Raw genomic sequence first — 19,909 nt, forward strand, 5'->3', positions numbered from 1 at the left:
GCAGATGAACGATCGCGGGGCGAGCTGGTGGATCGGCTGCTGGATCTCGCCCGCGAAAGCGGCCTGGAGGTCAATGACGATTCCGACCTGGGCGATATCCTGGGGCGGCTCAGCGCCGGGACGATGATCCCTGCGCGGGCCGTATCGGCCATGAACGAGATCCTCGGATACATTTTTCGATATGACCGGGAACTGGCCCTTTCCATCGAGAGGGCGGGCGGAGACCAGGTGGTGAATCAGTCTCCTGTTGCAGAACGTGACGAGATTGGAGGTTGAGAATGGGCACCCAGATTCGTGTCCGGGACAATTACGAACATCTGACCGGACCAGAGAAGGCCGCCGTCATTCTGTTGTCGCTCGGCAAGGAGAAGGGCGCCAAGGTGATGGAGAAGTTCGACGACGATGAGATTCGCATCGTCAGTCGAGCCATGGCCAGCCTCGGCAGCATCACCTCGGAGATCGCCGAGCAGCTCCTGCGTCAGTTCACCGACCATTTCGCGAACAGCGCGACGGTGATCGGCACCTATGAGAGCACGGAGCGAATGCTGTCGAACTTCCTCGAGGATGATCGCGTCATGGAGATCATGAGCGAGATCCGCGGACCGGCCGGCCGGACCATGTGGGAGAAGGTCTCGAATGTGAACGAGCAGGTGCTGGCGACCTATCTGCAAGGCGAGCACCCGCAGACGGCCGCGGTCATCCTTTCGAAGATCAGGTCGAGCCATACGGCGAAGGTTCTGCCTCTCCTGCCCAAGGCGTTCGTCCACGACGTCGTGCGACGCATGATCGAGATGGAGTATGTGCAGAAGGACATCCTTGAGGACGTCGAGGAGATGCTGCACAGCGAATTCATGGCCAACTACATCCGGGCCCACGGCAGCGACAGCCATATGCACATGGCCGATATCCTGAACATGGTGGACCGGGACAGCCTGAAGGAAATCATGGGCGGCCTGGAAGAGGACATGCCGGACTCCGCGACGGTCATCAAGGCGCTCATGTTCACGTTCGACGACCTGGTGAAGCTCGATCCGCGCACGCTTCAGGTCATCATCCAGAATGCGGAGGTCGAGGTCATCGTCACGGCGCTGAAGGGCGTGCGCGACGAGGTCCGAGACATATTCTTCGCGAACTTCTCGGAACGCGCCGGCCTGATTGTCCGGAGCGAGCTCGAGAACATGGGGCCGGTCCGTGCCGACGAGGTCGAGGACGCCCAGAACAAGATCCTGAGCTTGGCCAAGGAGCTGAGCGACCGCGGCGAGATCTATCTGACGCAAGGGCCGAATTCCACCGCGCAGATGATCCTGTAGTATCAGCGATCATGTGACGATTGACCGACATGTGCCCAGCGCCTCATTCCGATGGACGTGATCGATTGTGGTTGCGCGAGGAGCCTCTGCCAAGCCTCGTAAGCGGCGTCGATGATCGCCTCACAGGTGTCGAAGACGCGGTTTGAGAGCCAGTCGGTGGCATGTACTGCCAGACGTTCTCGACCGGGTCCAGCGCGCGCGGGAAGTTCTTTTATATGCCTCGACGATTTCGGCATCCTGCGCGGGGTGGCGCGGCCGGGCGCTCATGGGGGAGAAGCCCAGCTTCTTCAAAAGAGGTCGACACATGGCGCTCGTGATCGTCGCCCCCGAAGCGATCCTTGATGACCTTCTGGAGATCGACGCACCGCCTCCTGAGCTTGCCGAAGGGGCACCACCCCGTCGACGATGGAGGCGGGACCGGTTTCGACGATCTCGGCCAACTCTGCCAGTTGCTTTGGCGAAAGCCGCGGCGCGAGGCCACCGTACCAAGCGTCCTTGAGCCCGTCCGGCCCGGCTTCGTTGAAGCGATGCGCCCAGTCGCGCAAGGTTGGGCAGTCCATTCCGCCGATCCGGGCGGATTCCGCTCGGCTCATACCGTCGAACACCGCCGCCAGCGAAAGCAGCCGGCTGCTCTGCCGCGCATCCTGTGAGGCCCGGGCCAACCGGCGAAGCTCCGAGGCCGAATAGTCCGTCCGCAATTCAACTGCTGATCCCATGGGCGGATCTCCTTCGCCCCAAGGAATCATGAATCAGGCCGCCGACAAACCTGGAGCCGCGAGTCAGAAATTTGCGCCGCTGGTATAGTAGGCAAGGAGATGTCGAATGCCTCGGAAACAGAAGCTGCCTGCCGCTCGCACCCCTTGGGTATGGTGAAAGCATCACGGATAGTTTTTTTGCGACCCTCTGTCGGCTCGGAGATTCCTCCAACGTCCTTTGAAAGTGACTACGCAATTTCAATGATGGGAGAAGAAACATGCTGGTTGTCGCGGGCCATTACAAAGTTCCGGCCCCTCGACGGAAGGCCTTCGTTGAAGCACATGCGGATTTGATCAGGCGCGCCCGCGCATATCCGGGTTGCCTCGACCTATCCATCAGCGAAGATCCTGTCGATCCTTCACGTGTCAACTTGATGGAATTATGGGAGTCCGAAGCCGACCTGGAGGCCTGGCGAAAGATATCGAACCCGCCCAAGACCGATGTGCAATTCGAAATTGGAAATGTCCAGAAGCATCACATCAGTCACTCAGGGCATCCGTTCTGACAGCATAGGGCGGCAGAAACGTTCTGCTTCCCACCTTCTACGTATCTGTCAACGCCGTGACGCCGCTGTCTGTTTGAAATTGGGGAAAAACCAAGATGATGAAACTGTATGGATTAGGTCCGACGCGCTCGCTTCGCGCACTTTGGGCCCTTCAAGAGCTTGATGCGGAATTCGAGTTTGTGCCCGTCAACCTCCTAGCTGGCGAAAACCGTCACCCCGACTTCCTGCGCCTCAATCCCGCCGGAAAACTTCCGGTGCTGGTTGACGGTGACCTTGTACTCACAGAATCCGCCGCGATCGTCATGTACTTGGCAGAGAAGTATGGTGTCAAAGGGTTCATGCCCGCCGACCTAACGGAGCGGGCGCAGGCGTATCGCTGGTCTATGTTTGCGGTCACCGAACTTGAACAGCCGCTGTGGCGGATAGCCAGGCACACCTTTGTGTATCCCGAGGACAAGCGTCTGCCAGAAGATATTGCTCTCGCCAGAGAGGAGTTTGTGGCGATGGCAGCAATACTTGACCGTCACATGGATGGGCGTGAGTTCATCGTCGGCGACAACATAACCATCGCTGATTGCGTCACCGCCTATGTTCTGGACTGGGGCGATGAAAATGGGCTGATTGACGGCTGTCCGAATCTCAAAGCATACCTTGTGCGGATGTACGCGCGTCCCAAGGCGCCGCAGCGGATCGCCGAAGCATTTGCAAGCCTCCAGCCTGTTACCTGATAGGGATGTTCGGAAGTGCGCTCGGTGGCAGGCGATGCCTGCATGCTGCTCAAAATGCGGACGGAGAGACTGGGGACCATGATGCGCAAAGTCGGCTTGCCGATCTGAGGTCAAAAAACGGTCGCGGCAGTTATTTTGGTTGGTGGCATAGGCAAGGTCAGCTTCGTCCCGCATAGCGGACCTGCCGCCGGTCGCTCGACCCTTGGCGTCTCGTTCTCTCTGCGGCCCCGGAATCGCAGGAGCCTCCACGGACGCAACGGTGGCAGGAAATACGAAGAGTCAGAAATCTGCGCCGCTGGTATAAGGCGGCACAACACCGGCCAGAGTTTCGATCGACACGCCCTCTCCCGATTGCGGGAGAGGGTGTTTACGCCTGCTTGCCGTAGGATGAGAGCCGGCGGCCGATGATGCGTTCGGACGGGTTCAGGCGCGCGCCCGGCTCTCCCGCTTCGCGTTCTGGGCCAGGATGTAGCTGATGATCTGGGCGACGGCCCGATAGAACTCCGGTTTGATGGGCTGATCGATGTCGATCGAGGCGTAGAGCGCGCGGGCGAGCGGCGGCTCCTCGACGACCGGCACATCGTTCTCCTCCGCCACCTGCCTGATCTTGAGGGCGACTAGGTCGAGCCCCTTGGCGACGCAGACCGGGACCGCGCTCTTATCCCGCTCGTACTTCAGCGCCACGGCATAGTGGGTCGGGTTCATGATGACGACCGACGCCTTCGGCACCGCCTCCATCATCCGTTTGCGGGCGCGCTGACGCCGCAGCTCGCGGATTTTTGCCTTGATGTGCGGGTCACCTTCGACCTGCTTCAGCTCATCCTTGATCTCCTTCGTCGACATCCGCAGCTTCCGGCGCCAGTCGAAGCGGCGCCAGAGCAGGTCGGCGATTACGATCAGGATCATCGTGGCGGTGACCGCAAAGAGCATCCGGAGCGTGAGCTCGCGGATCAGGTCCGGTATTCGGTTGACGTCGATGAAGACGGTCGCCTCAGCGCTGGCGAAGGCGGGCCAGATCACCAGGCCGGTCGTGACTCCGACGATAACGAGCTTCGACAGCCCGAAGGAGAACTCGACCAGCGCGCCCAGCCCGAAGATGCGCGAAAACCCCTTGAGCAGCGAGATTCTTTCCAGTTTCGGCGCAATCCGCTCGGGCGCGATCACGAAATTGCCTTGCGCGAACACCCCCACCAGCCCGCAGAGCAGGAGCGTGGCGAAGATCGGCAGAAGTGCAATTCCGATCTGCGTCACCAGCCCATGGGCGAGATGCAGGAGATCGCGGACGCTCGTCGTCGCGACGAAGTCTTCCGGGCGATCGATCAACGGCACCATGGCGGACGAGATCTCGCCGATAGCGGTCGGGCCGACGGACGCCGCGATGAGCAGCGTCGCCAGAATGGTCATGAAGGTCCCGACTTCCCGCGAATTCGGGGTATTGCCCTGCCGAACGGCGTCGGTGAGCTTTTTCTCTGTCGGCTCTTCGGTTTGGGAGGACTTGTCCTGTTTATCCTCGGCCATCGCCGTTATACCTCAAGCGTGCGGAGCCAGTTTGCCATCTCGCTGGCGAGACCCAGAAGTATGGCTTCGATGGTTACGAACACGAGAAACACACCGCCCGCGAGCAGGAACGGCATGCCGATGAAGAAGACCGGAAGGGCCGCCATCATCCGATTTGTCAGGCCAAGGCCGACATTGAACAGAAAGCTGATGATGAGGAACGGCGCCGAGAACTGAACGCCGACCAGGAAGCTCCGGCTGACGACCTCCGTCGTTACTTCGGACAGATCGGACCAGTTGGGCAGCGTCGCCGACGGCAGGATGATGTAGCTCCGAACGATCGCTTCGATCATCAGGTAATGGAGGTCGGCCAGGAAGATGATCGCTATTCCCCCCATGACCAGGGCCGTCGCCATGACGGAGCCGCCTTCGAAGCCGGTGTTGGGCGTCGAGAAGATCATTGCGAGGCCGATGCTCTGACCGATGATCTGTCCGGCGACCTGGGCCGCGGCGAAGATGATCCGGGTGGTGGTTCCGATGAATGCGCCGGCGACGAGCTCGACGAAGATCTCCAGCACCATATCGGCCGGCTGCTCGGGCACGCCGCCCGTGTTCATGGAGACGATCGGCATCAGCGCCAAGGCGAGAACGAGCCCCACGATCAGGCGGATGCGGGCCGGAATGGCCATCTCGCCGAGGCCCGGTAGCAGCATCAGTGCCGCCCCGACCCTTACGAAGACGAGGAAGAAATTGTAGATGCTGGTCGTTGCAAGAAGCTCGAGGCCCGGCATCGCACGCTACAGGAAGCTCCGAACGAGACCTGCCGTCAGCAAGTACCATCCATCGATCAAGACGAAGAAAACGATCTTGAACGGCAGTGAGATGATCACCGGGGGAAGCATCATCATTCCCATTGCCATAAGCACCGTCGCCACCACGATGTCGATCACGAGGAACGGGAGGAAGATCAGAAAGCCGATCTCGAATGCACGCCGCAGCTCGGAAATCATGAATGCGGCGATCAGGACCCGCAGATCGATCTCCTCGGCGATTTCCACGGGCGTCGCCTCTTCGCGGGGTGGCGCCGGTCGCTCGGTGTCGCTCTTTTCGTAGAGAAGCCCGAAGAGGTTGTCGAACAGTGCCAGATCCTTCTCGCGGACATTGTCGAACATGAAGTGGCGGAAGGGGATCGTGATCCGGTTGAAGGCCTGCTCCTCGGTAATCTGTTCATTGAGCAGCGGCCTGAGGCCGTTGTTCCAGGCTTGGTCGAATGTGGGCGCCATGACATAGGCGGTGACGAACAGCGCCAGGCTGATGAGCACCATGTTGGGCGGGGTCTGCTGCAGGCCGAGGCCGGTGCGCAGCAGCGAGAGCACGATGACGACTCGGGTAAAGCTCGTGACCATGATGAGAAGGCCGGGCGCGATGCTCAGCACGGTGAGCAAGGCGACGAACTGGATGATCCGTCCGGTCAGCGAGCCGCCCTCATCGCCGACGATTCCCCCAAGGTCGAGGCTTTGTGCGATTGCGGGTTGGCTGCCCAGTATCAGGCCGGCGCCCGCCAGCGCCAGAATCATGAAGAATGCGCGGGCCTTCATGATCACTGAATAACCATTCTCTGGATGAGAACGGCGTCGATGGTTCGGTCGGGATCGATGGCCGCGGCGCGGGCGACGAGATCCGCCTTCAGCTTTCTCATCCCGTCACTGCCCTCGATCTCGCGCTCGTCAAGACCGCGGAGATAATCATGGAGGGTCTCCGTGAAATGCGGCACCAGCCACTCGGCCTCCTGCCGGTCCTCACGGCTGGTTTTTAAGGTTAACCCAAGCTGAATCAGTCGGCCGTTCGCCGTATGCCGGAGGTTGGCGATGATCGGAGGCATGTCGATGAAGACGGGACCGGCTTCGGCGCCCTCGGGCTTGCTAAGCACCGCGTAATAGGCCTCTGCGGTCTCCACTATCGGCTTCTGATTGATTGCTAAGAAGAATCCAAGGGTTGCCCCGGAAAAAAGCAGGAGTACCAGGAAAGCGAATGCGATCCACTTCAAAGCATCTGTCCTCGTCTCGAATGATCCGGCCCGCCGGAATGGGCTCCTTTGGCGATTTTTGGAACGTAAACCACGGCGAAAACTTTCATCGCTACGGTGGCCTCGTCGACGCGGACACAATAAGGACGCGGATCTTCGGAAAGTTTAAAATTCGGGGTGACTGTGAAGACGGTTCTCGAAAATCTGCGGGGCCTTGGAACTCGCCGACTGATCTTGCTGGGCGGGATCGGCGCGGCCGTCGTGGCGGCGATCGTGGCGATGTCGATCATGATGTCCCAGGCCAAGATGACCGTGCTCTATTCGGAGCTCAGCAACGCTGAAGTCACCCGGATGGGGCGAGCGATTCAGGAGATGGGAATCGCCTTCGACGTCCAGCAGGACGGAACCGCCATTCTGGTCGCGCCGGAAGACGCGCCACGTGCTCGCATGGCGCTCGCCGAACGCGGGCTGCCGTCGAACGGCAAGTCGGGATACGAGCTCTTCGACGAGCAGGGCGCCCTCGGCCTGACGTCCTTCATGCAGCGGGTGACCAAGACTCGGGCGCTGGAGGGTGAACTCGCCCGCACGATCCAGACGATGGACAGCGTACGGGCGGCGCGCGTTCATATCGTGATGCCCGACCGCGAAGCGTTCAGCCGGACCGCGCCGACGCCGACCGCCTCGGTGATCATCCGGACCGCCGATCACCAGCAGCTGCCGCAGGAGAAGGCCACCGCGGTCCAGCGCCTTGTCGCCGCGTCGGTGCCCAACCTTGAGCCGTCCAATGTCACGGTGCTTGATACCGCCGGCAATATTCTGGCGGCCGAGGCGGACGGGTCGTCGCCGCTGCTCAGTCGGGTCAGCGACATCAAGGCCCAGACCGAGACCAGGATGATCGGGGCAGTCGAAGAACTGCTCACGCCCTATCTGGGTCTCGGCAACTTTCGCGTCATGGCGACGGCTGACATCGATAGGGATCGCGAGGTCGTCGCCGAGGAGATCTTCGACCCCGACAGCCAGATCGAGCGGTCGCGCCGCAATATGTCGGAGACCGACTCCTCGACGGATCGGAGCTTCGAGCCGCCCGTCACCGTGGAACAGAACCTGCCGGCCGAGGAAGTGGACAACGGGCCCGAAAGCCAGTCGAGCACCCAGTCCACGCGCACTGAGGAAACGATCAACTACGAACTCAGCACGATCCGGCGCGAACGTATCAGCGAAGGCGGTGACATCGAGCGGTTGAGCGTCGCCGTTCTGGTCAACGGCGTCGCGACGACCAATGAGGCCGGAGAGGCGGTGTATCGCCCCCGTACCGAGGAGGAGCTTGCGGTCATCGCCAACGTCGTGCGCACCGCGGTCGGTTTCGACGAGGATCGCGGCGATGTCGTGACGGTCGAGAATGTCGAATTCCTCAATGTTGGCAAGGACATCGAAGCTGTCGGTCCCCCGGGGGTGAGCGAGGTCGTGCTGCGCAACCTGGGAACGATCATCCAGTCCGCCGTGCTTCTGATCGTCGTGGGTCTCCTGGTCCTCTTCGGTCTGCGGCCGCTGCTCTCACGGCTTCTGGCCTCCGCGAAGGACAAGGCTCAGGCCGGTCCGCCGGCGCTGGCCGATCAGTCGGGCGGCGACCCGACGATGGCCGGACTCCCGGGTGAAGGTCTGGGCGACGGTGACCTCCTCGAGACGGGCATGGATGGAACGCCGCGACTGGGCAAACGGTCCGACATGGATCAGTTCGTCGACAACATGATCGAGTTGCGCGCGGTGGAGGGCAAGGTGCGCGAATCCTCCGTCGCGAAACTCGGCGAGATCGTCGAGGAGTATCCCGACGAGGCGGTCAGCATTCTGCGCGCATGGATCTATGAGGAGCGCGCGGCGTGAGGACCGAAACCTATCGATTCGATCGCATCTTCCATCCGGGGCCCGACGGGAACGATACCGAGGCTCCCCAGAGCGAGATGACGCAGGAGATGATCGAGGAGATCATCGGCGCGCGTGTCGAAGCCGCCGTCGAGAATGCGAGGAAGGAAGCCTATGCGGAAGCTCATGCCCTTGGCTACGAGGCGGGGCGTGCGAGCGCTTGGAGAGAGCATGAGGCCAATATCGCCAGCGAGATATCCTCGATCGGCAGCCAGATCGAAGCCGTCGCGAAGGATCTCGGCCGGATCGAGAAGGGCATACAGATGGAGGCCGCGAATACCGTGACCGTTCTCGTTCAGCGCTTGGCGCCGGAGCTCCTCAGCGCGAATGCCGGCTTGAAGATCGACTCGCTGGTTGCAGAGGCGATGGCGAAGGTGCGGGGCGGCGGACGCCTGATCATCAGGGTGTCGCCGGCCCATTACGCGCGCGTCAAGGCGGCGGTCGCGGACGCGCGCGATCACGACAACATGGAGACTGTGAGGGAGGTCGTCGTCGACGAAGCCCTCGCCAATGGCGCTATCGATATTCAGTGGGACGGCGGTGGCGTGGGCTATGACCCCAAGGAGATCGAGGTTGAAGTCGGTCGGGCGGTCGACCGTGTGATGCAGACGCTGTCCCGCGCAAGCCCTGTGAGTATTTCCCAGAATGTTCAAGGTGTCGGTCATGGAGACTGAGGAAGGTCGGATGGTTGATTCGGAAGTTGGATCTGGCGAAGCGGCGGCGCCTGATTACGGAGCCGTGAAGACGCCCTCGCCCGAGCAGAAGCAGGCGAACTTCACCGGTCTTGGCTCGGCGCCAGGGGGCGCCGTTGGGGGCTCTGGCGCGTCGAGCGGCAAAGCAGGCAACGATGTGAGCTATGACCGCAACCTCGCGGTTATTCTCGGCGTGCCGGTGAAGATGCAGGTCGTGCTCGGGGCCGCTGCGATGCCGGTGGCAAGCCTCTTGAAGCTTGGCCGCGGCAGCGTGGTCGAGCTCGATCAGAAGGTCGGGGAGCCCGTCGACATCATGGTGAACGACCGCATCGTCGCCCGCGGCGAGGTGGTCGTGGTCGAGGAGGAGCGTTTCGGCGTCACCCTGACGGAGATCGTAGCGAACGACCTGCCGACCGACGGGATCAAGCTGTAATGACGCTCGACACCGTGATGGAACGTCCGGACGGCGAGACGCCGCCGCCCCGTAGGGACGTTCTGGCTCAGCTCACCAATTCGGCGGCGCTCACGCAAGAGCGCCTGCCGATGCTAAACGTGGTTATGGATCGGCTGGTCCGTCTCCTCACCACGAGCATCCGTCAACTGACCTCGCGAAACGTGCGCATTATGGTCGAGGCCCATGAAGTGAGGCGGTTCGGCGACGCGCTGGCGGATGTGGCGCCGCATTCGATGATCGCCGTGGTCAATTCGCGGGAATGGGACAACAAGTTCCTCATCACCGCGGATGCCCCCATGGTCTATTCCTGCGTGGACATCCTGCTGGGCGGCAAGCAGCGGGGCGCGCGCCTGGAAGAGGAGCGGTCCTTCACGCCGATCGAGCGCCGCCTCAGCGAGCGGCTGCTCCGCCTGGTCATGCAGAATCTGGAAAAGGCGTTCAGCCCGATCACCGAGGTCGAGTTCTCGCTCGAGCGGATGGAGACCAACGCGGAATTCGCCGCGATCTGTCGGGAAAGCAATGCCACCATTTCGGTCGCTCTACAGGTGAACTTCGAACGGGTGTCCGGCCGGATCACGATCCTTCTCCCCTATGCGACGATCGAGCCGATTCGCAAGCTGCTGCTGCAGATGTTCATGGGCGAGAAGTTTGGCCGTGATCCGGTTTGGGAAACCCATCTCAAGGGTGAGATCAAGCGCACCGAGATGAAAGTCGTCGGCGTGCTGCACGAGAAGTTGATCCCGCTCAGCGAAGTATCGAAATGGCGGGTAGGAATGACCATACCGTTGAACGCGACGACCAAGACACCCGCTCGCTTGGTTTGCAACAACAAGACTCTGCTTCGCGGCGAGGTTGGGCAATCCAACGGGAGCATTGCCATCAAGGTTGATACCGTGGCTTCAGAGAAGCAGGAGTTTCTCAATGATCTTGTATCTAATTAACCTTGCGCTCCTTCTGATGCTGATGGCGTCGACGACCTACATGGTTCTGGTCAATCGTCGCCTCCGGGCGCTGAAGAACGGCCAAGACGAGATCGGCCCGACGATCAAGAGGTTTGCGAGGGCGACCGGTGACATGGCCGAGACGGTCACGCGCCTGAACACGGATGCGACGGCCGTCACGCAGAACCTGGAGAGGGCCATCGCGCGCGCCCAGAAGGTCCAGGGCGACATCAAGCAGACTCTGGCCGACGCGAGTGCCGAGGCCCGGATTCTCGCGCGCGACAGGGTCCGGCTTGCCGCCGGCGATCCGCCGCGGGAGCGGCTCGCGCCGGACGCTCGGGAGAGAGGGCGCCGTTCGGAGGCAAGCAAGGATGCGATGCCGGATGCCGGCCCGCCGACCGGAAACGCGCCGGACGGGGCCGGCACGGAGCGCGGTCCCGCCACGACAAGGGAACTGTTCCCCACGAAGAAGCCCGACGGGCCAAAGAGCTGTCGTCCCTGGATGCCGCGGCGCGCAACGGACGAGGATGTGCGCGCCGACGCGATGCAGATGTTCTACGGCGAGCCGGAATCAGCCTAAGGGAGGCCGACGGTGTTCAGGATTCTGCCGATAACGCTCTTGGCGATGATGCTGGCGATCCCCTTGCATTTCGATGTTCTCGTCAAAGAGAGCCCGGCTTTGGCGGGCGTGTCGTCTTCCTTGGGGTTCGGCGATCACCCACGCCCCTGGGCCGAGGATCTGATCGACCGCGAAGGCGATCCGAAGAATGCCGATCCCGTGGTGGCTCCATTCGGACCTGACGCCGATAAGGCGCGGAGGCTCCTCCCCGACGCACCGAATTCAATGGCGGCGATGTCCGCTGCCGTGAGCCCGGAAGCGCCAATGGCGGTGTGCGCAACCGAACAGTCGTCCGAGGAGGGGCGCTTGTTTCGGCTGATGGCGACGGAGCGTCGCGTCGAGGAGCAGATCGTCCGCCTGGCGGCGCTGAAGAGGGAGCTCGAGCAGCTGCTCCAGCGACAGTCGAAGATGGACGAGGCCAGCATTCAGCAGCTGGTCAAGATATACAGGAACATGAAGCCGGAGGAAGCAGCGCGGATTCTCGAGGATATGAACTCCGACATCGTGGTCGATATCATCGGCACGATGAAGGAGCGGGATGCGGCGCCGATCCTGGCCAGGCTCTCCGAAGCGACAGCACGCAAGGTGACCGGCGAGCTGGCTCTCCGTCGCAGCCTCACCAAGTTGAAGAGCGCAGAATGATTCGAGGAATTGTCACGAACGTCGAGGCTTGGAACAGCAACCCGTCGGTCGTCCATAGGATAGAGCGGGCCCTCTTTCAGCTCTTCGAGGATCCGATGCAGGAGATCTTTTCGGTCGATCCCGTTTATCTGATCGGCGAGTTGCGCAACTCCTGGACGGACATCCTGACGGACTATGTGGCTGACAGCCTGAGCACGATCCCCGGCGCCAACAATTTCTGCTTCGAGGGAAAGGGAGGATTCCATCTCGCCTGGCGCTCGCCGCCGCAGGTGTTCCTTGAGTTCACCTACGAGGCGACGAACTATCGGGCGCTGTTCCTGCTGCATACGGATGGCTTCACGCAGTCCTGCCGCTTGAAGGAGTTCACCGTCGAGCCGGGTCACGCCTTCGAGGCGGCGGCTCAGAACTTCGTCGAGCGCCTCGAGGTCTATGACAACGCCAGGCGCAACCAGACGGCGTCGTGACCGTTGCCGCACGGTTTACCTGCCGGGTGATATCCTCCCTCGGAACCACGAAAGCACAGAGGCACAGAGCGAAAATGGAATTCTCTGTGCCTTCTCGTAGAGGGCGCCCTCTAGAGACTGATTCGATCAGGTTGATCCAACCTGATCGAATCGTGCTCTAGGAGGCGCGCTGCAGCGTGGCGGCATCCTCCTCGGCAACGATGGCCAGCTTGACTTCCGGCCGGTCGGCCTTCGGCGCTTCAAGCTTGTAGCCGCGGCCATACACCGTTTCGATGTACTCGGCGCCGCCGGTATAGGAGGCGAGCTTCTTGCGCAATTTGCAGATATAGACGTCGATCACCTTGTCGTAAGGCTGCGACGCCAGCATTCCATAGATCGTATCGTAGAGGGATTCCTTCGAAACCACCTTGCCGACCCGCAAGGCCAGCTCGGTGAAGATCGAGTGCTCGCGATGGCTGAGCTTGATCCGCTGACCGTTCACCTCCGGGTCCCGGCCATCGAGGTAGGCGGTGATCTGTCCGATCTGGACCTGGCCGGAGGAATGCCCGAAGCCCCGGCGGACCACCGCCTTGATGCGCGCCATGACTTCGACCGGGCTGATCGGCTTGATCAGCACGTCATCGGATCCGGCGCTCAGCATGCGTACGGACTCTTCGCTGTTCCGATGATCGAGCAATCCGATGATGGGAGCGGCACAGCCGCTCTGCCTGAACGAGCGCACGAACTCGGATTGATTCTCGACCCCACCGACAAGAATTCCATGGCAGTTGTCGAACTCCATCGTCCCGTCCAAGACAGGATTGAGAGCGTCGGTCGTTGCGGCGATCTCGCACTTTATCTTGCTTCGGGCAAAAGCCGACTGTATCGATTCGGCAATTGTCTTGTTAGGTTCGAAAAGAACAATATGACTCATTTTGAATAGTTCCTCGATCCTGTTGCGATATTCCCTTGGGAAGATGCGCGAGCGCGTTGAGCTCGTGCCCGCAACTACACGTAGGAAATACGATGAATTATTTTATGAGTGGTAAATCTATTGTTTTTTTTCTATTTCATTATATAGATAACGCCAAATTTACTATAAAACTTCAGCCAGATCCCCGGCACAAATCAAAGGTTTCCGTCGCCACGCCCCGACATTTCAACCGGATTTAATCTTCCGTCGGTAAGGTTGGCCGGTCATAACAGCGGTCCCGAGCCCAAAGCACCCATGAGACAGACGCTTGCCACCCTCGTCCTGGCCGCCCTGGTCGGATGTGTGCTCGTCGCAGAGTCTTCTGCCTGGGCGTCGCCCAGCCGGATCAAGGACATCGTTCGTGTCGAGGGCGTGCGGAAAAACCAACTGGTCGGATATGGGCTGGTTATCGGCCTGAACGGAACGGGCGACCGGCTTCGGAACACGCCCTTTACGGAGCAAAGCCTGACCAGCATGCTTGAGCGCATGGGGGTCAATGTGCGCGATCAGGACCTCCGCACGAAGAATGTTGCCGCCGTCATGGTCACGGCCGCGCTGCCGCCGTTCGCGCAGCAAGGATCCCCCATCGATGTCACGGTCTCCGGATTGGGCGACGCGACGAGCCTGGCCGGCGGAACCCTTCTGGTTACGCCGCTCATGGGCGCCGATGGCGAGGTCTATGCGGTCGCCCAGGGCTCGATAGTCATTTTGGGCTATGGCGCGTCGGGAGACGCTGCAAGCGTCACGAAGGGCGTTCCGACAACCGGCCGGATCGCCAACGGCGCGATCGTCGAGAAGGAAGTCGGTGTCGAGCTCGACGACATCCCCTTCGTCAGCCTGTCGCTGCGGAACCCGGATTTCACCACCGCGATCCGGATCGCCGATGCGATCAATGACCATCTGAATCAGAACAATGCCGAAGCGCTCGACCTCAACAATGTGCAGGTCCGCATCCCCGAGAACTATCGAGGGCGTGTGGCGCGCTTCATCTACGAGATCGAGAATCTGATGGTCACGCCGGACGCGGTGGCGAAGGTGGTCATCGACGAGAAGTCCGGCACCATCGTGATCGGCAATGAAGTGCGCGTCAGCAAGGTGGCGATCACCCAGGGGAATCTCACGGTCCAGATCACCGAGACCCCCCAGGTGTCGCAGCCGTCCCCCTTCTCGGAGACGGGCGAGACGGTGGTCGTGCCGCGCACGAATATCCAGGTCGACGAGGAAGAGGGGAACGGCTTCGCGGTCCTGGAGGACTACACGACCCTCGAAGCGCTCGTCGCCGGCTTGAATCGCCTCGGCATGACGCCGCGGGACATCATCGCGATCCTGCAGGCGATCAAGGTTGCCGGAGCGCTGCAGGCCGAGATCGAAGTAATCTAGGAGGGCGGGGTCGATGGACGTGAGCCAAGTTTCACAGGCAATGGCGCTGCGGGCCGATGCCGTCACGCGTGACATTGAGCGGACCGCTCAGAACATCGACAAGTCGAGCGATAGCTGGAAGGCGGCGCAGGAGTTCGAGTCGCTCGTTCTGTCCCAGATGTTCGAGTTCATGTTCGCCGGCGTCAAGACGGACGGGATGTTCGGCGGCGGGAATGCGGAAAAGATGTACCGGAGCTTTCTCCTGCAAGGTTATGCCGACAGCGTAGCCGAGAACGGCTCCATCGGCATTGCCGAGCGCGTATATGGAGACATCATGAACTACTATGGGCGTGCGGAGGGCAGCGGCGATGAATGAGGTTTTCCGCCTTCGTGAGAAGATCAGGGATTTCAACGCCGCCCCGGCTGCAGAGGAGCCCGAGCAGGTGTCTCCTTCGGGCGAGATCGACGAAGCCAGGGAGGCTCGGCGCCAGGAGCTGGCGGCCGGCTTCTGCGAGGCGATCGACAAGCTCACGGAGATTCTCGATCAGGAATGCGAGGCCGTGCGGAAGCACCGGATCTCGGCCATTCCCGAGTTTGCCCGGGCGAAAGAGCAGATGCTGGCAAGCATGGAGCGCATCCTGGACGAGGCCGTCGAGGACGGGCTGTCCCTGCGCGCCAACTATAAGGGCATCGACGCCGAAGAACGGCTGCGGCGGTTCGACGATGCGACGCGCCGGAACATGGCGGCCCTCGAGGCGCTGAACGGCGCCGTCAAGCGCGTGGTCGACCTGACCGTCAAGGCGATGGAGGCCGAGAACAGCGAGGGCCTCTACGCGCGGGGCGGCAAGACCGTGCGCCCGACCGAGGTCTCGCCGGCCGGCATCAACCTCGATCTCTAACCCGCCGGCCCCAGTTTCATAGAGAACAAGTAGGGGCGCCCCCATGTGGGCGCCCTGACGGTTGTGTCCGAACCGGGCGGATGAACGGCATCACCGGTGACGATTACCCCCACTCTCCCATTGCTGCGCGACGGCCCCCCTTTCCCGCTTGCGGAGAGGGACGAGGGGAGGTGAGGGTGTGTCGATCGATATGCTCGCCGGTAAGGGAGCTCGATAGCGCCGGAAACGAGAAAGGGGCCAGCGCGCGCTGGCCCCTTCCTGGTTGCATGCCGTTCGATGCGGCGGTGCTATGAGATCACCATGTCCTGAGACGCGTCGATCATCTGACCGCTTTCCAGCACGAGGACCGTCCTCCCGTCCTCCTGAATGACCTGCTTGACGGTTTCGCTGACGAAGGTCGCCGTAGGCAGCGTATCGCCGCTCGCGTCCTTCGCCTCGACGGTGATGATGTACGGGCCGTCCTCCAGCGCCGTGCCCTCGTCGTTCAGGCCGTCCCAGGTGACCGTCTGCCGCCCGCCCTCATAGGTAATGGTTTCGGAGCGGACCGGCTGGCCCAGCGAATTCCGGACAGTGTAGCGAACCTCCGACGGCTCGCCTTCGACCACGAAGGAGAAATCGGCCGATCCGTCCTGGAGGTTGAGGACGTCGCTGGCGACCTCGATATCGCGGCCGATCAGGGCGAGGCTGCCCTGCGACGACATCGACGAGATGGCCTTCATGAGCTCGTCGAGCCTGCCGTTCATCTGGACCGACTGCTCGACCTGGGAAAACTGCGCGAGCTGGGTTACGAACTGCGTTGCATCCATCGGCGCCAGCGGGTCCTGATTCTGCATCTGCGCGGTCATCAGCTTCAGGAAGGCTTGGTAATCGCTGGTTGTCTGGGGAATTTCCATCATCGTCCTCCTTGGACCCGGAACCAACTCACGTAAGGCGTTGGTCGGTCGATTCGACTGTGCAATCAGGGGCTAGAGCGAAATATCGAGCACGCCTTCGATATAGCGGGCGGTGGTCCTGGTTCCGGCCTCGTGATCGTCTCCGGCGGCCAGCCCCGCCACCGAAAAGCGGTCCTGCGAGCCGGTCTGCCGATCGGCCGATCCGGATTGCCCGTCGCGCGAGGCGAAGTGGAAGTCGGAGTGGCTGATGTCGAGCCCGGCCTCCTGCAGCGCCCGTTCGAGCGTACGGGAGCCCTGCTGAAGCTGCTGGAGGGCATCCGGCCGCTCGGCGAGGATCGTGACCTTGAGCCGCCCGTCCTGCATCTCCATGGTGACGTCCACCTGGCCGAGTTCCTTCGGATGAAGGTTGATTCGGAGAACGGATTGCTTGGACTGCACCGCGCGAATGATATGCACAGCCACCTGTTGGGCCGGCTGCGCGGTCTCGCGCCCCGCGATGCGCGCGTGGTCGCCGACTTGGCCTTCGCCGGACAGACGGCCGACAAGGCCGACCTCGGCGGGCTCGCTGCGAATCGTCTTCTGCTGTCGAAGCGATGACTCCGCCCCCCAGAGAGAGGTGGCCGCATATTGCGATGACGGCGTCGACTGGGCGGTCTGGCCCTCGGCCGCGGCGGCCTTGAGGGCGGCGGCGGCATCGGGCTGGCGCGTCTTTTCGGTCGATGCCTGGCCCGAGGCGGCAGCGTGGTCCGGCTTGGCCTTCGGCTTGGCGGCCTGCGGTGATAGCTGCGGAAGCTCGACCCCGCTCTGATCCCCTTCCGCGGCGGCGGCCGCAGCCATCTGCGAGCCGGCGCCTTTTGGGTTGCCGGAGAGCAGGCCGGCCTGAGCGAGCTGGGTCGACTGCGTTTCCGCGGAAGCGGACTGGCCGACCTTGGGGGCCCCGGGGGAGCCAAGCAGGACGGCGCCGATTGCGGCGGCCTGGTCGTTCTCCGGGACTTCGACTTCGCCCTTCGGCGACTCCGGGCTCGGCTTCCCGCTCATCTCGGCGGCGGGGCCGCCGGCCTGATCGGTCGGATTCTCCGTGGAGTCGGCCGACTTGTCCTTCCGGTTCTTGCGGGAAACGGGCGCCTGCTCGTCCGCGGTCCCCGGCCGTTCGGCGCTGCTTAGGAAGTCGTCGAAGGAGTCCTGGTTCTTCCTGTCGTCGGCGCTGTAGCTGCTCGAGGTTCGAGTCTGCGACCTCGCCAGAATATCCTGCGGCGTTTCGATCAAATTCGAGCCGATCATCGCACTCCGCCTTCCTTATTATCCAGCCGAGAAGTCTACCGGCGAATGTCTAAAGGCAGGTTTCGATTCCGCGCGTATCAGAGCAGGCTGTTAACGATCTCGCCTTCGAGAAGCGGCAGCCAGAAACTGGGTTTGTTGGTAAAGGCGACGTTACCCCGCAAGGCGAAGCGTCCGAAGCATTGCGGCGCGTTCGCCTGGATGTCGTTCCTGAGAAACTTCGGCAGGACCGTCGTTGTCAGGATCGTGATGCTGAGATGGCTGCCATAGAGAAGGGCCGTTAGCTGTAGCGGCCCGCATACCGGCAGCATCATCTGAAGCGCGCATTGCTGACCCGGCCTGCGAACGCCGGTTTCCGGATCCACGGCCTCGTGCTTGACGGCCCACACCATCTGCGTCAGCGACTTCATCATCACCGGGACCAGCACCACTTCCCAGAAGCCGTAGGGGCCGAGGTCGCGCATCCGCGGACCGACATGGCGGTCGAGGAAATCGAAGAGCTGGTCGGCATCCTGGAAGTCCGTGTCGTTCGTGCCCAGCCGCCCGAGCCAAGCCCTCAGGCCGCCTCCGCGAAGCGTCAACAGGAAGAACATCAGCGCGAAGCCGAAGGTGGAGTTGAGGCGCGGAGCGATCCGCAACCCGCCCTCGATCACTGCGGGATTGATGCCGGCAAGCGCGTTCGTCACATCGTCATAGGTCTGGAGGTTCTGGAAGGATGCGGCGATCCGGCTTGCGGCGCTCGGGGTAGCGAGGCTCTTGGCGTCGTTGAACGCGCGGGCGATCTCGAGGTTGCGCTGCGCGTCCACCTCCCCTTTGCCGCCCTTCGCCTCGAGATTGCTTTGGAGCCAAAGCTCGGTGCGTTTCTCGGATCCGACGGCCGACGCCTCGAACTCGCTGATGCCACGCACCGCCTGGTCCAGGTTGACGCCGCGTGTCTGACCGATTGCCGACATCGGACTGTGGGCGGGGGTCGAAGATCCGACGATCGAAACCATGGCCGGCGACGGGCGGGCGGTGGCCTCGGCGACCCCGGTCGGAAGCTGCGGCAGGATCTCGATCTTCGCGCTCGTGCCGGACGGAGAGATGGTCAGAATGATCCGCTGTCCGGCGGTGAGCTTGGTCGTCGCTCTTTCGCCGCTTTCTGCCGCTCCGCCTCTTTCAGCCCCTCCGCCCCTTTCGGCGCCGCCGCCGCCTTGGGCCGCCGCCGCCCTGTCGGCCGCTCCGCTTCTTTCGCCGTTGAAGGCATCGGTCTGCCGGATGGCGAAGTCGCCGAGCGGGGTCTCGATGCGGACGATGTTGCCGCTGAGGGTCTGCGTCGCCACGGCCTGGACGCGAATGGCCTCCTGGCCGGGGACGAAGAGGCTGGGCCGGCCGATGATGAGCGCATTCGCCTGGAGCTGTCGCGCTTCGCGATGGGCCGCGCTCCCCTGTTGCAGGGCTCCCGAATCAGTGATGTACAGAAGCGTGTCGACCGGCGGCCTCATTGTCGATCACGACCGAAGGTTATCCTGCAGCATCAGTCGGTTGAACAGGACCTGATCGACAACGGCGGTGCCGAGCGTGGTGTTCAGGTCGCCGACCATGCGCTCGGCCAGGTCGCCGGGATCGAAGCTGCCATTGGTGAAGGCGCCGGTTCCGGCATAGGCGTAGAGCGACTGCAGCGCCGCGTCCCGATAGTGGGGAAGGTGCTTGGCCGCTTCCTTCTTCTGTTCTTCGGTCTCCAGCGAAACGGTGATTTCGGCCAGGACGAAGGCCTGCGTCCTGCCGTTGAGCACCACCGGGACGACGAATTGGCCCAGCTCGAAATAGGTCTTCTGGGACGGGTCCGGCTCCACCGTTTTCTCGGCCTGATGGAGGAGCGAGTTCTCCTTGGGATAGAGCAAGCCCATGGCGTGGCTGCCGACCGCGAGGCCGAAGACCAGCCCGAAGAGCGCGCTGGCGACGGAGAAGGTGATGAAGCGGGAGAGGGCCATG

23 protein-coding genes and 1 pseudogene are annotated in these 19,909 nt (G+C 62.2%); 14 read left to right on the top strand and 10 right to left on the bottom strand.

Going from position 1 to position 19,909, the window contains the following annotated elements:
• Positions 1-27 precede the first annotated feature (27 nt).
• Entirely contained in the window at positions 28-276 is a 249-nt protein-coding gene (locus DT069_RS15180) for a hypothetical protein (protein WP_162913216.1), read from the top strand.
• A gap of 2 nt (positions 277-278) precedes the next feature.
• Positions 279-1,310, top strand: a complete 1,032-nt coding sequence (locus tag DT069_RS15185; protein ID WP_119461155.1) for a flagellar motor switch protein FliG — start codon at positions 279-281, stop codon at positions 1,308-1,310.
• Between the two features lie 2 nt (positions 1,311-1,312).
• Here DT069_RS15185 and DT069_RS25165 read toward each other — a convergent pair.
• Positions 1,313-2,026 (bottom strand): annotated as a pseudogene (locus tag DT069_RS25165) (helix-turn-helix domain-containing protein).
• A 257-nt stretch (positions 2,027-2,283) separates the two neighbouring features.
• On the opposite strand from DT069_RS25165, the gene DT069_RS15195 reads away from it, so the two are divergent.
• Both DT069_RS15195 and DT069_RS15200 read left to right on the top strand, forming a co-directional pair.
• A complete protein-coding gene (locus tag DT069_RS15195; protein WP_119461156.1) occupies positions 2,284-2,571 on the top strand; it encodes a putative quinol monooxygenase in 288 nt (95 codons plus the stop codon).
• Positions 2,572-2,666: 95 nt separating this feature from the next.
• Positions 2,667-3,299 (top strand): glutathione S-transferase family protein, encoded by a 633-nt coding sequence (locus tag DT069_RS15200; RefSeq protein ID WP_119461157.1) that lies wholly within the window; start codon positions 2,667-2,669, stop codon positions 3,297-3,299.
• A 423-nt stretch (positions 3,300-3,722) separates the two neighbouring features.
• On the opposite strand, the gene flhB is transcribed toward DT069_RS15200, so the two are convergent.
• From flhB to DT069_RS15220, 4 genes are read right to left on the bottom strand one after another with little or no spacing between them, the layout of a single operon-like run.
• Positions 3,723-4,817: a flagellar biosynthesis protein FlhB gene (flhB, locus tag DT069_RS15205; protein WP_119461158.1), complete on the bottom strand. Its 1,095-nt coding sequence runs from the start codon at positions 4,815-4,817 to the stop codon at positions 3,723-3,725.
• A gap of 5 nt (positions 4,818-4,822) precedes the next feature.
• Positions 4,823-5,587 carry a flagellar biosynthetic protein FliR gene (locus DT069_RS15210; RefSeq protein ID WP_119461159.1) on the bottom strand — a complete coding sequence of 255 codons (765 nt, stop codon included), beginning with the start codon at positions 5,585-5,587 and terminating at the stop codon, positions 4,823-4,825.
• Positions 5,588-5,593: 6 nt separating this feature from the next.
• A complete protein-coding gene (gene fliP, locus DT069_RS15215; protein WP_425450271.1) occupies positions 5,594-6,394 on the bottom strand; it encodes a flagellar type III secretion system pore protein FliP in 801 nt (266 codons plus the stop codon).
• Between the two features lie 2 nt (positions 6,395-6,396).
• On the bottom strand, positions 6,397-6,753 hold the full coding sequence (locus DT069_RS15220; RefSeq protein WP_162913217.1) for a flagellar basal body-associated FliL family protein: 357 nt from the start codon (positions 6,751-6,753) through the stop codon (positions 6,397-6,399).
• A gap of 246 nt (positions 6,754-6,999) precedes the next feature.
• Here DT069_RS15220 and fliF point away from each other — a divergent pair, with 246 nt between their 5' ends.
• From fliF to DT069_RS15255, 7 genes are read left to right on the top strand one after another with little or no spacing between them, the layout of a single operon-like run.
• On the top strand, positions 7,000-8,703 hold the full coding sequence (fliF, locus tag DT069_RS15225) for a flagellar basal-body MS-ring/collar protein FliF (RefSeq protein WP_119461161.1): 1,704 nt from the start codon (positions 7,000-7,002) through the stop codon (positions 8,701-8,703).
• On the top strand, positions 8,700-9,416 hold the full coding sequence (locus DT069_RS15230) for a FliH/SctL family protein (RefSeq protein WP_119461162.1): 717 nt from the start codon (positions 8,700-8,702) through the stop codon (positions 9,414-9,416). Before fliF ends, DT069_RS15230 begins: the two co-directional genes overlap by 4 nt.
• A gap of 10 nt (positions 9,417-9,426) precedes the next feature.
• Positions 9,427-9,867, top strand: coding sequence for a flagellar motor switch protein FliN (gene fliN, locus DT069_RS15235; RefSeq protein ID WP_119461163.1), 441 nt, complete (start codon positions 9,427-9,429; stop codon positions 9,865-9,867).
• Positions 9,867-10,829 carry a flagellar motor switch protein FliM gene (gene fliM, locus DT069_RS15240; RefSeq protein WP_119461164.1) on the top strand — a complete coding sequence of 321 codons (963 nt, stop codon included), beginning with the start codon at positions 9,867-9,869 and terminating at the stop codon, positions 10,827-10,829. The genes fliN and fliM overlap by 1 nt, the downstream gene beginning before the upstream one ends.
• A complete protein-coding gene (locus DT069_RS15245) occupies positions 10,810-11,409 on the top strand; it encodes a DUF6468 domain-containing protein (protein WP_162913218.1) in 600 nt (199 codons plus the stop codon). The genes fliM and DT069_RS15245 overlap by 20 nt, the downstream gene beginning before the upstream one ends.
• A 12-nt stretch (positions 11,410-11,421) precedes the next feature.
• On the top strand, positions 11,422-12,090 hold the full coding sequence (locus tag DT069_RS15250) for a MotE family protein (RefSeq protein ID WP_119461166.1): 669 nt from the start codon (positions 11,422-11,424) through the stop codon (positions 12,088-12,090).
• A complete protein-coding gene (locus tag DT069_RS15255; protein WP_119461167.1) occupies positions 12,087-12,554 on the top strand; it encodes a hypothetical protein in 468 nt (155 codons plus the stop codon). Before DT069_RS15250 ends, DT069_RS15255 begins: the two co-directional genes overlap by 4 nt.
• 157 nt (positions 12,555-12,711) lie before the next feature.
• Here the strand turns inward: DT069_RS15255 and DT069_RS15260 are convergent, their stop codons facing one another.
• A complete protein-coding gene (locus DT069_RS15260; RefSeq protein WP_162913219.1) occupies positions 12,712-13,335 on the bottom strand; it encodes a response regulator transcription factor in 624 nt (207 codons plus the stop codon).
• Between the two features lie 426 nt (positions 13,336-13,761).
• Between DT069_RS15260 and DT069_RS15265 the strand changes: the two genes are divergently transcribed.
• The 3 genes from DT069_RS15265 to DT069_RS15275 are packed head-to-tail and all read left to right on the top strand — an operon-like array spanning position 13,762 to position 15,764.
• The gene (locus tag DT069_RS15265) at positions 13,762-14,886 is read left to right on the top strand and encodes a flagellar basal body P-ring protein FlgI (protein ID WP_119461169.1); all 1,125 of its coding nucleotides are present in this window, start codon (positions 13,762-13,764) and stop codon (positions 14,884-14,886) included.
• A 13-nt stretch (positions 14,887-14,899) separates the two neighbouring features.
• A complete protein-coding gene (locus DT069_RS15270) occupies positions 14,900-15,241 on the top strand; it encodes a rod-binding protein (RefSeq protein ID WP_119461170.1) in 342 nt (113 codons plus the stop codon).
• Entirely contained in the window at positions 15,234-15,764 is a 531-nt protein-coding gene (locus DT069_RS15275; protein ID WP_119461171.1) for a hypothetical protein, read from the top strand. The genes DT069_RS15270 and DT069_RS15275 overlap by 8 nt, the downstream gene beginning before the upstream one ends.
• A gap of 287 nt (positions 15,765-16,051) precedes the next feature.
• Here DT069_RS15275 and DT069_RS15280 read toward each other — a convergent pair whose 3' ends face one another.
• The 4 genes from DT069_RS15280 to DT069_RS15295 form a co-directional block, all read right to left on the bottom strand.
• The gene (locus DT069_RS15280) at positions 16,052-16,660 is read right to left on the bottom strand and encodes a flagellar hook assembly protein FlgD (RefSeq protein WP_119461172.1); all 609 of its coding nucleotides are present in this window, start codon (positions 16,658-16,660) and stop codon (positions 16,052-16,054) included.
• 69 nt (positions 16,661-16,729) lie between these two features.
• On the bottom strand, positions 16,730-17,938 hold the full coding sequence (locus DT069_RS15285) for a flagellar hook-length control protein FliK (protein WP_119461173.1): 1,209 nt from the start codon (positions 17,936-17,938) through the stop codon (positions 16,730-16,732).
• A gap of 77 nt (positions 17,939-18,015) precedes the next feature.
• A complete protein-coding gene (locus DT069_RS15290) occupies positions 18,016-19,419 on the bottom strand; it encodes a hypothetical protein (protein WP_119461174.1) in 1,404 nt (467 codons plus the stop codon).
• Positions 19,420-19,425: 6 nt separating this feature from the next.
• Positions 19,426-19,908: a flagellar basal body-associated FliL family protein gene (locus tag DT069_RS15295; RefSeq protein ID WP_119461175.1), complete on the bottom strand. Its 483-nt coding sequence runs from the start codon at positions 19,906-19,908 to the stop codon at positions 19,426-19,428.
• Position 19,909 lies beyond the last annotated feature (1 nt).

The sequence above is a fragment of the Virgifigura deserti genome (assembly GCA_003576685.1).
In the GTDB taxonomy this organism is placed as follows: Bacteria; Pseudomonadota; Alphaproteobacteria; order Dongiales; family Dongiaceae; genus Virgifigura; species Virgifigura deserti.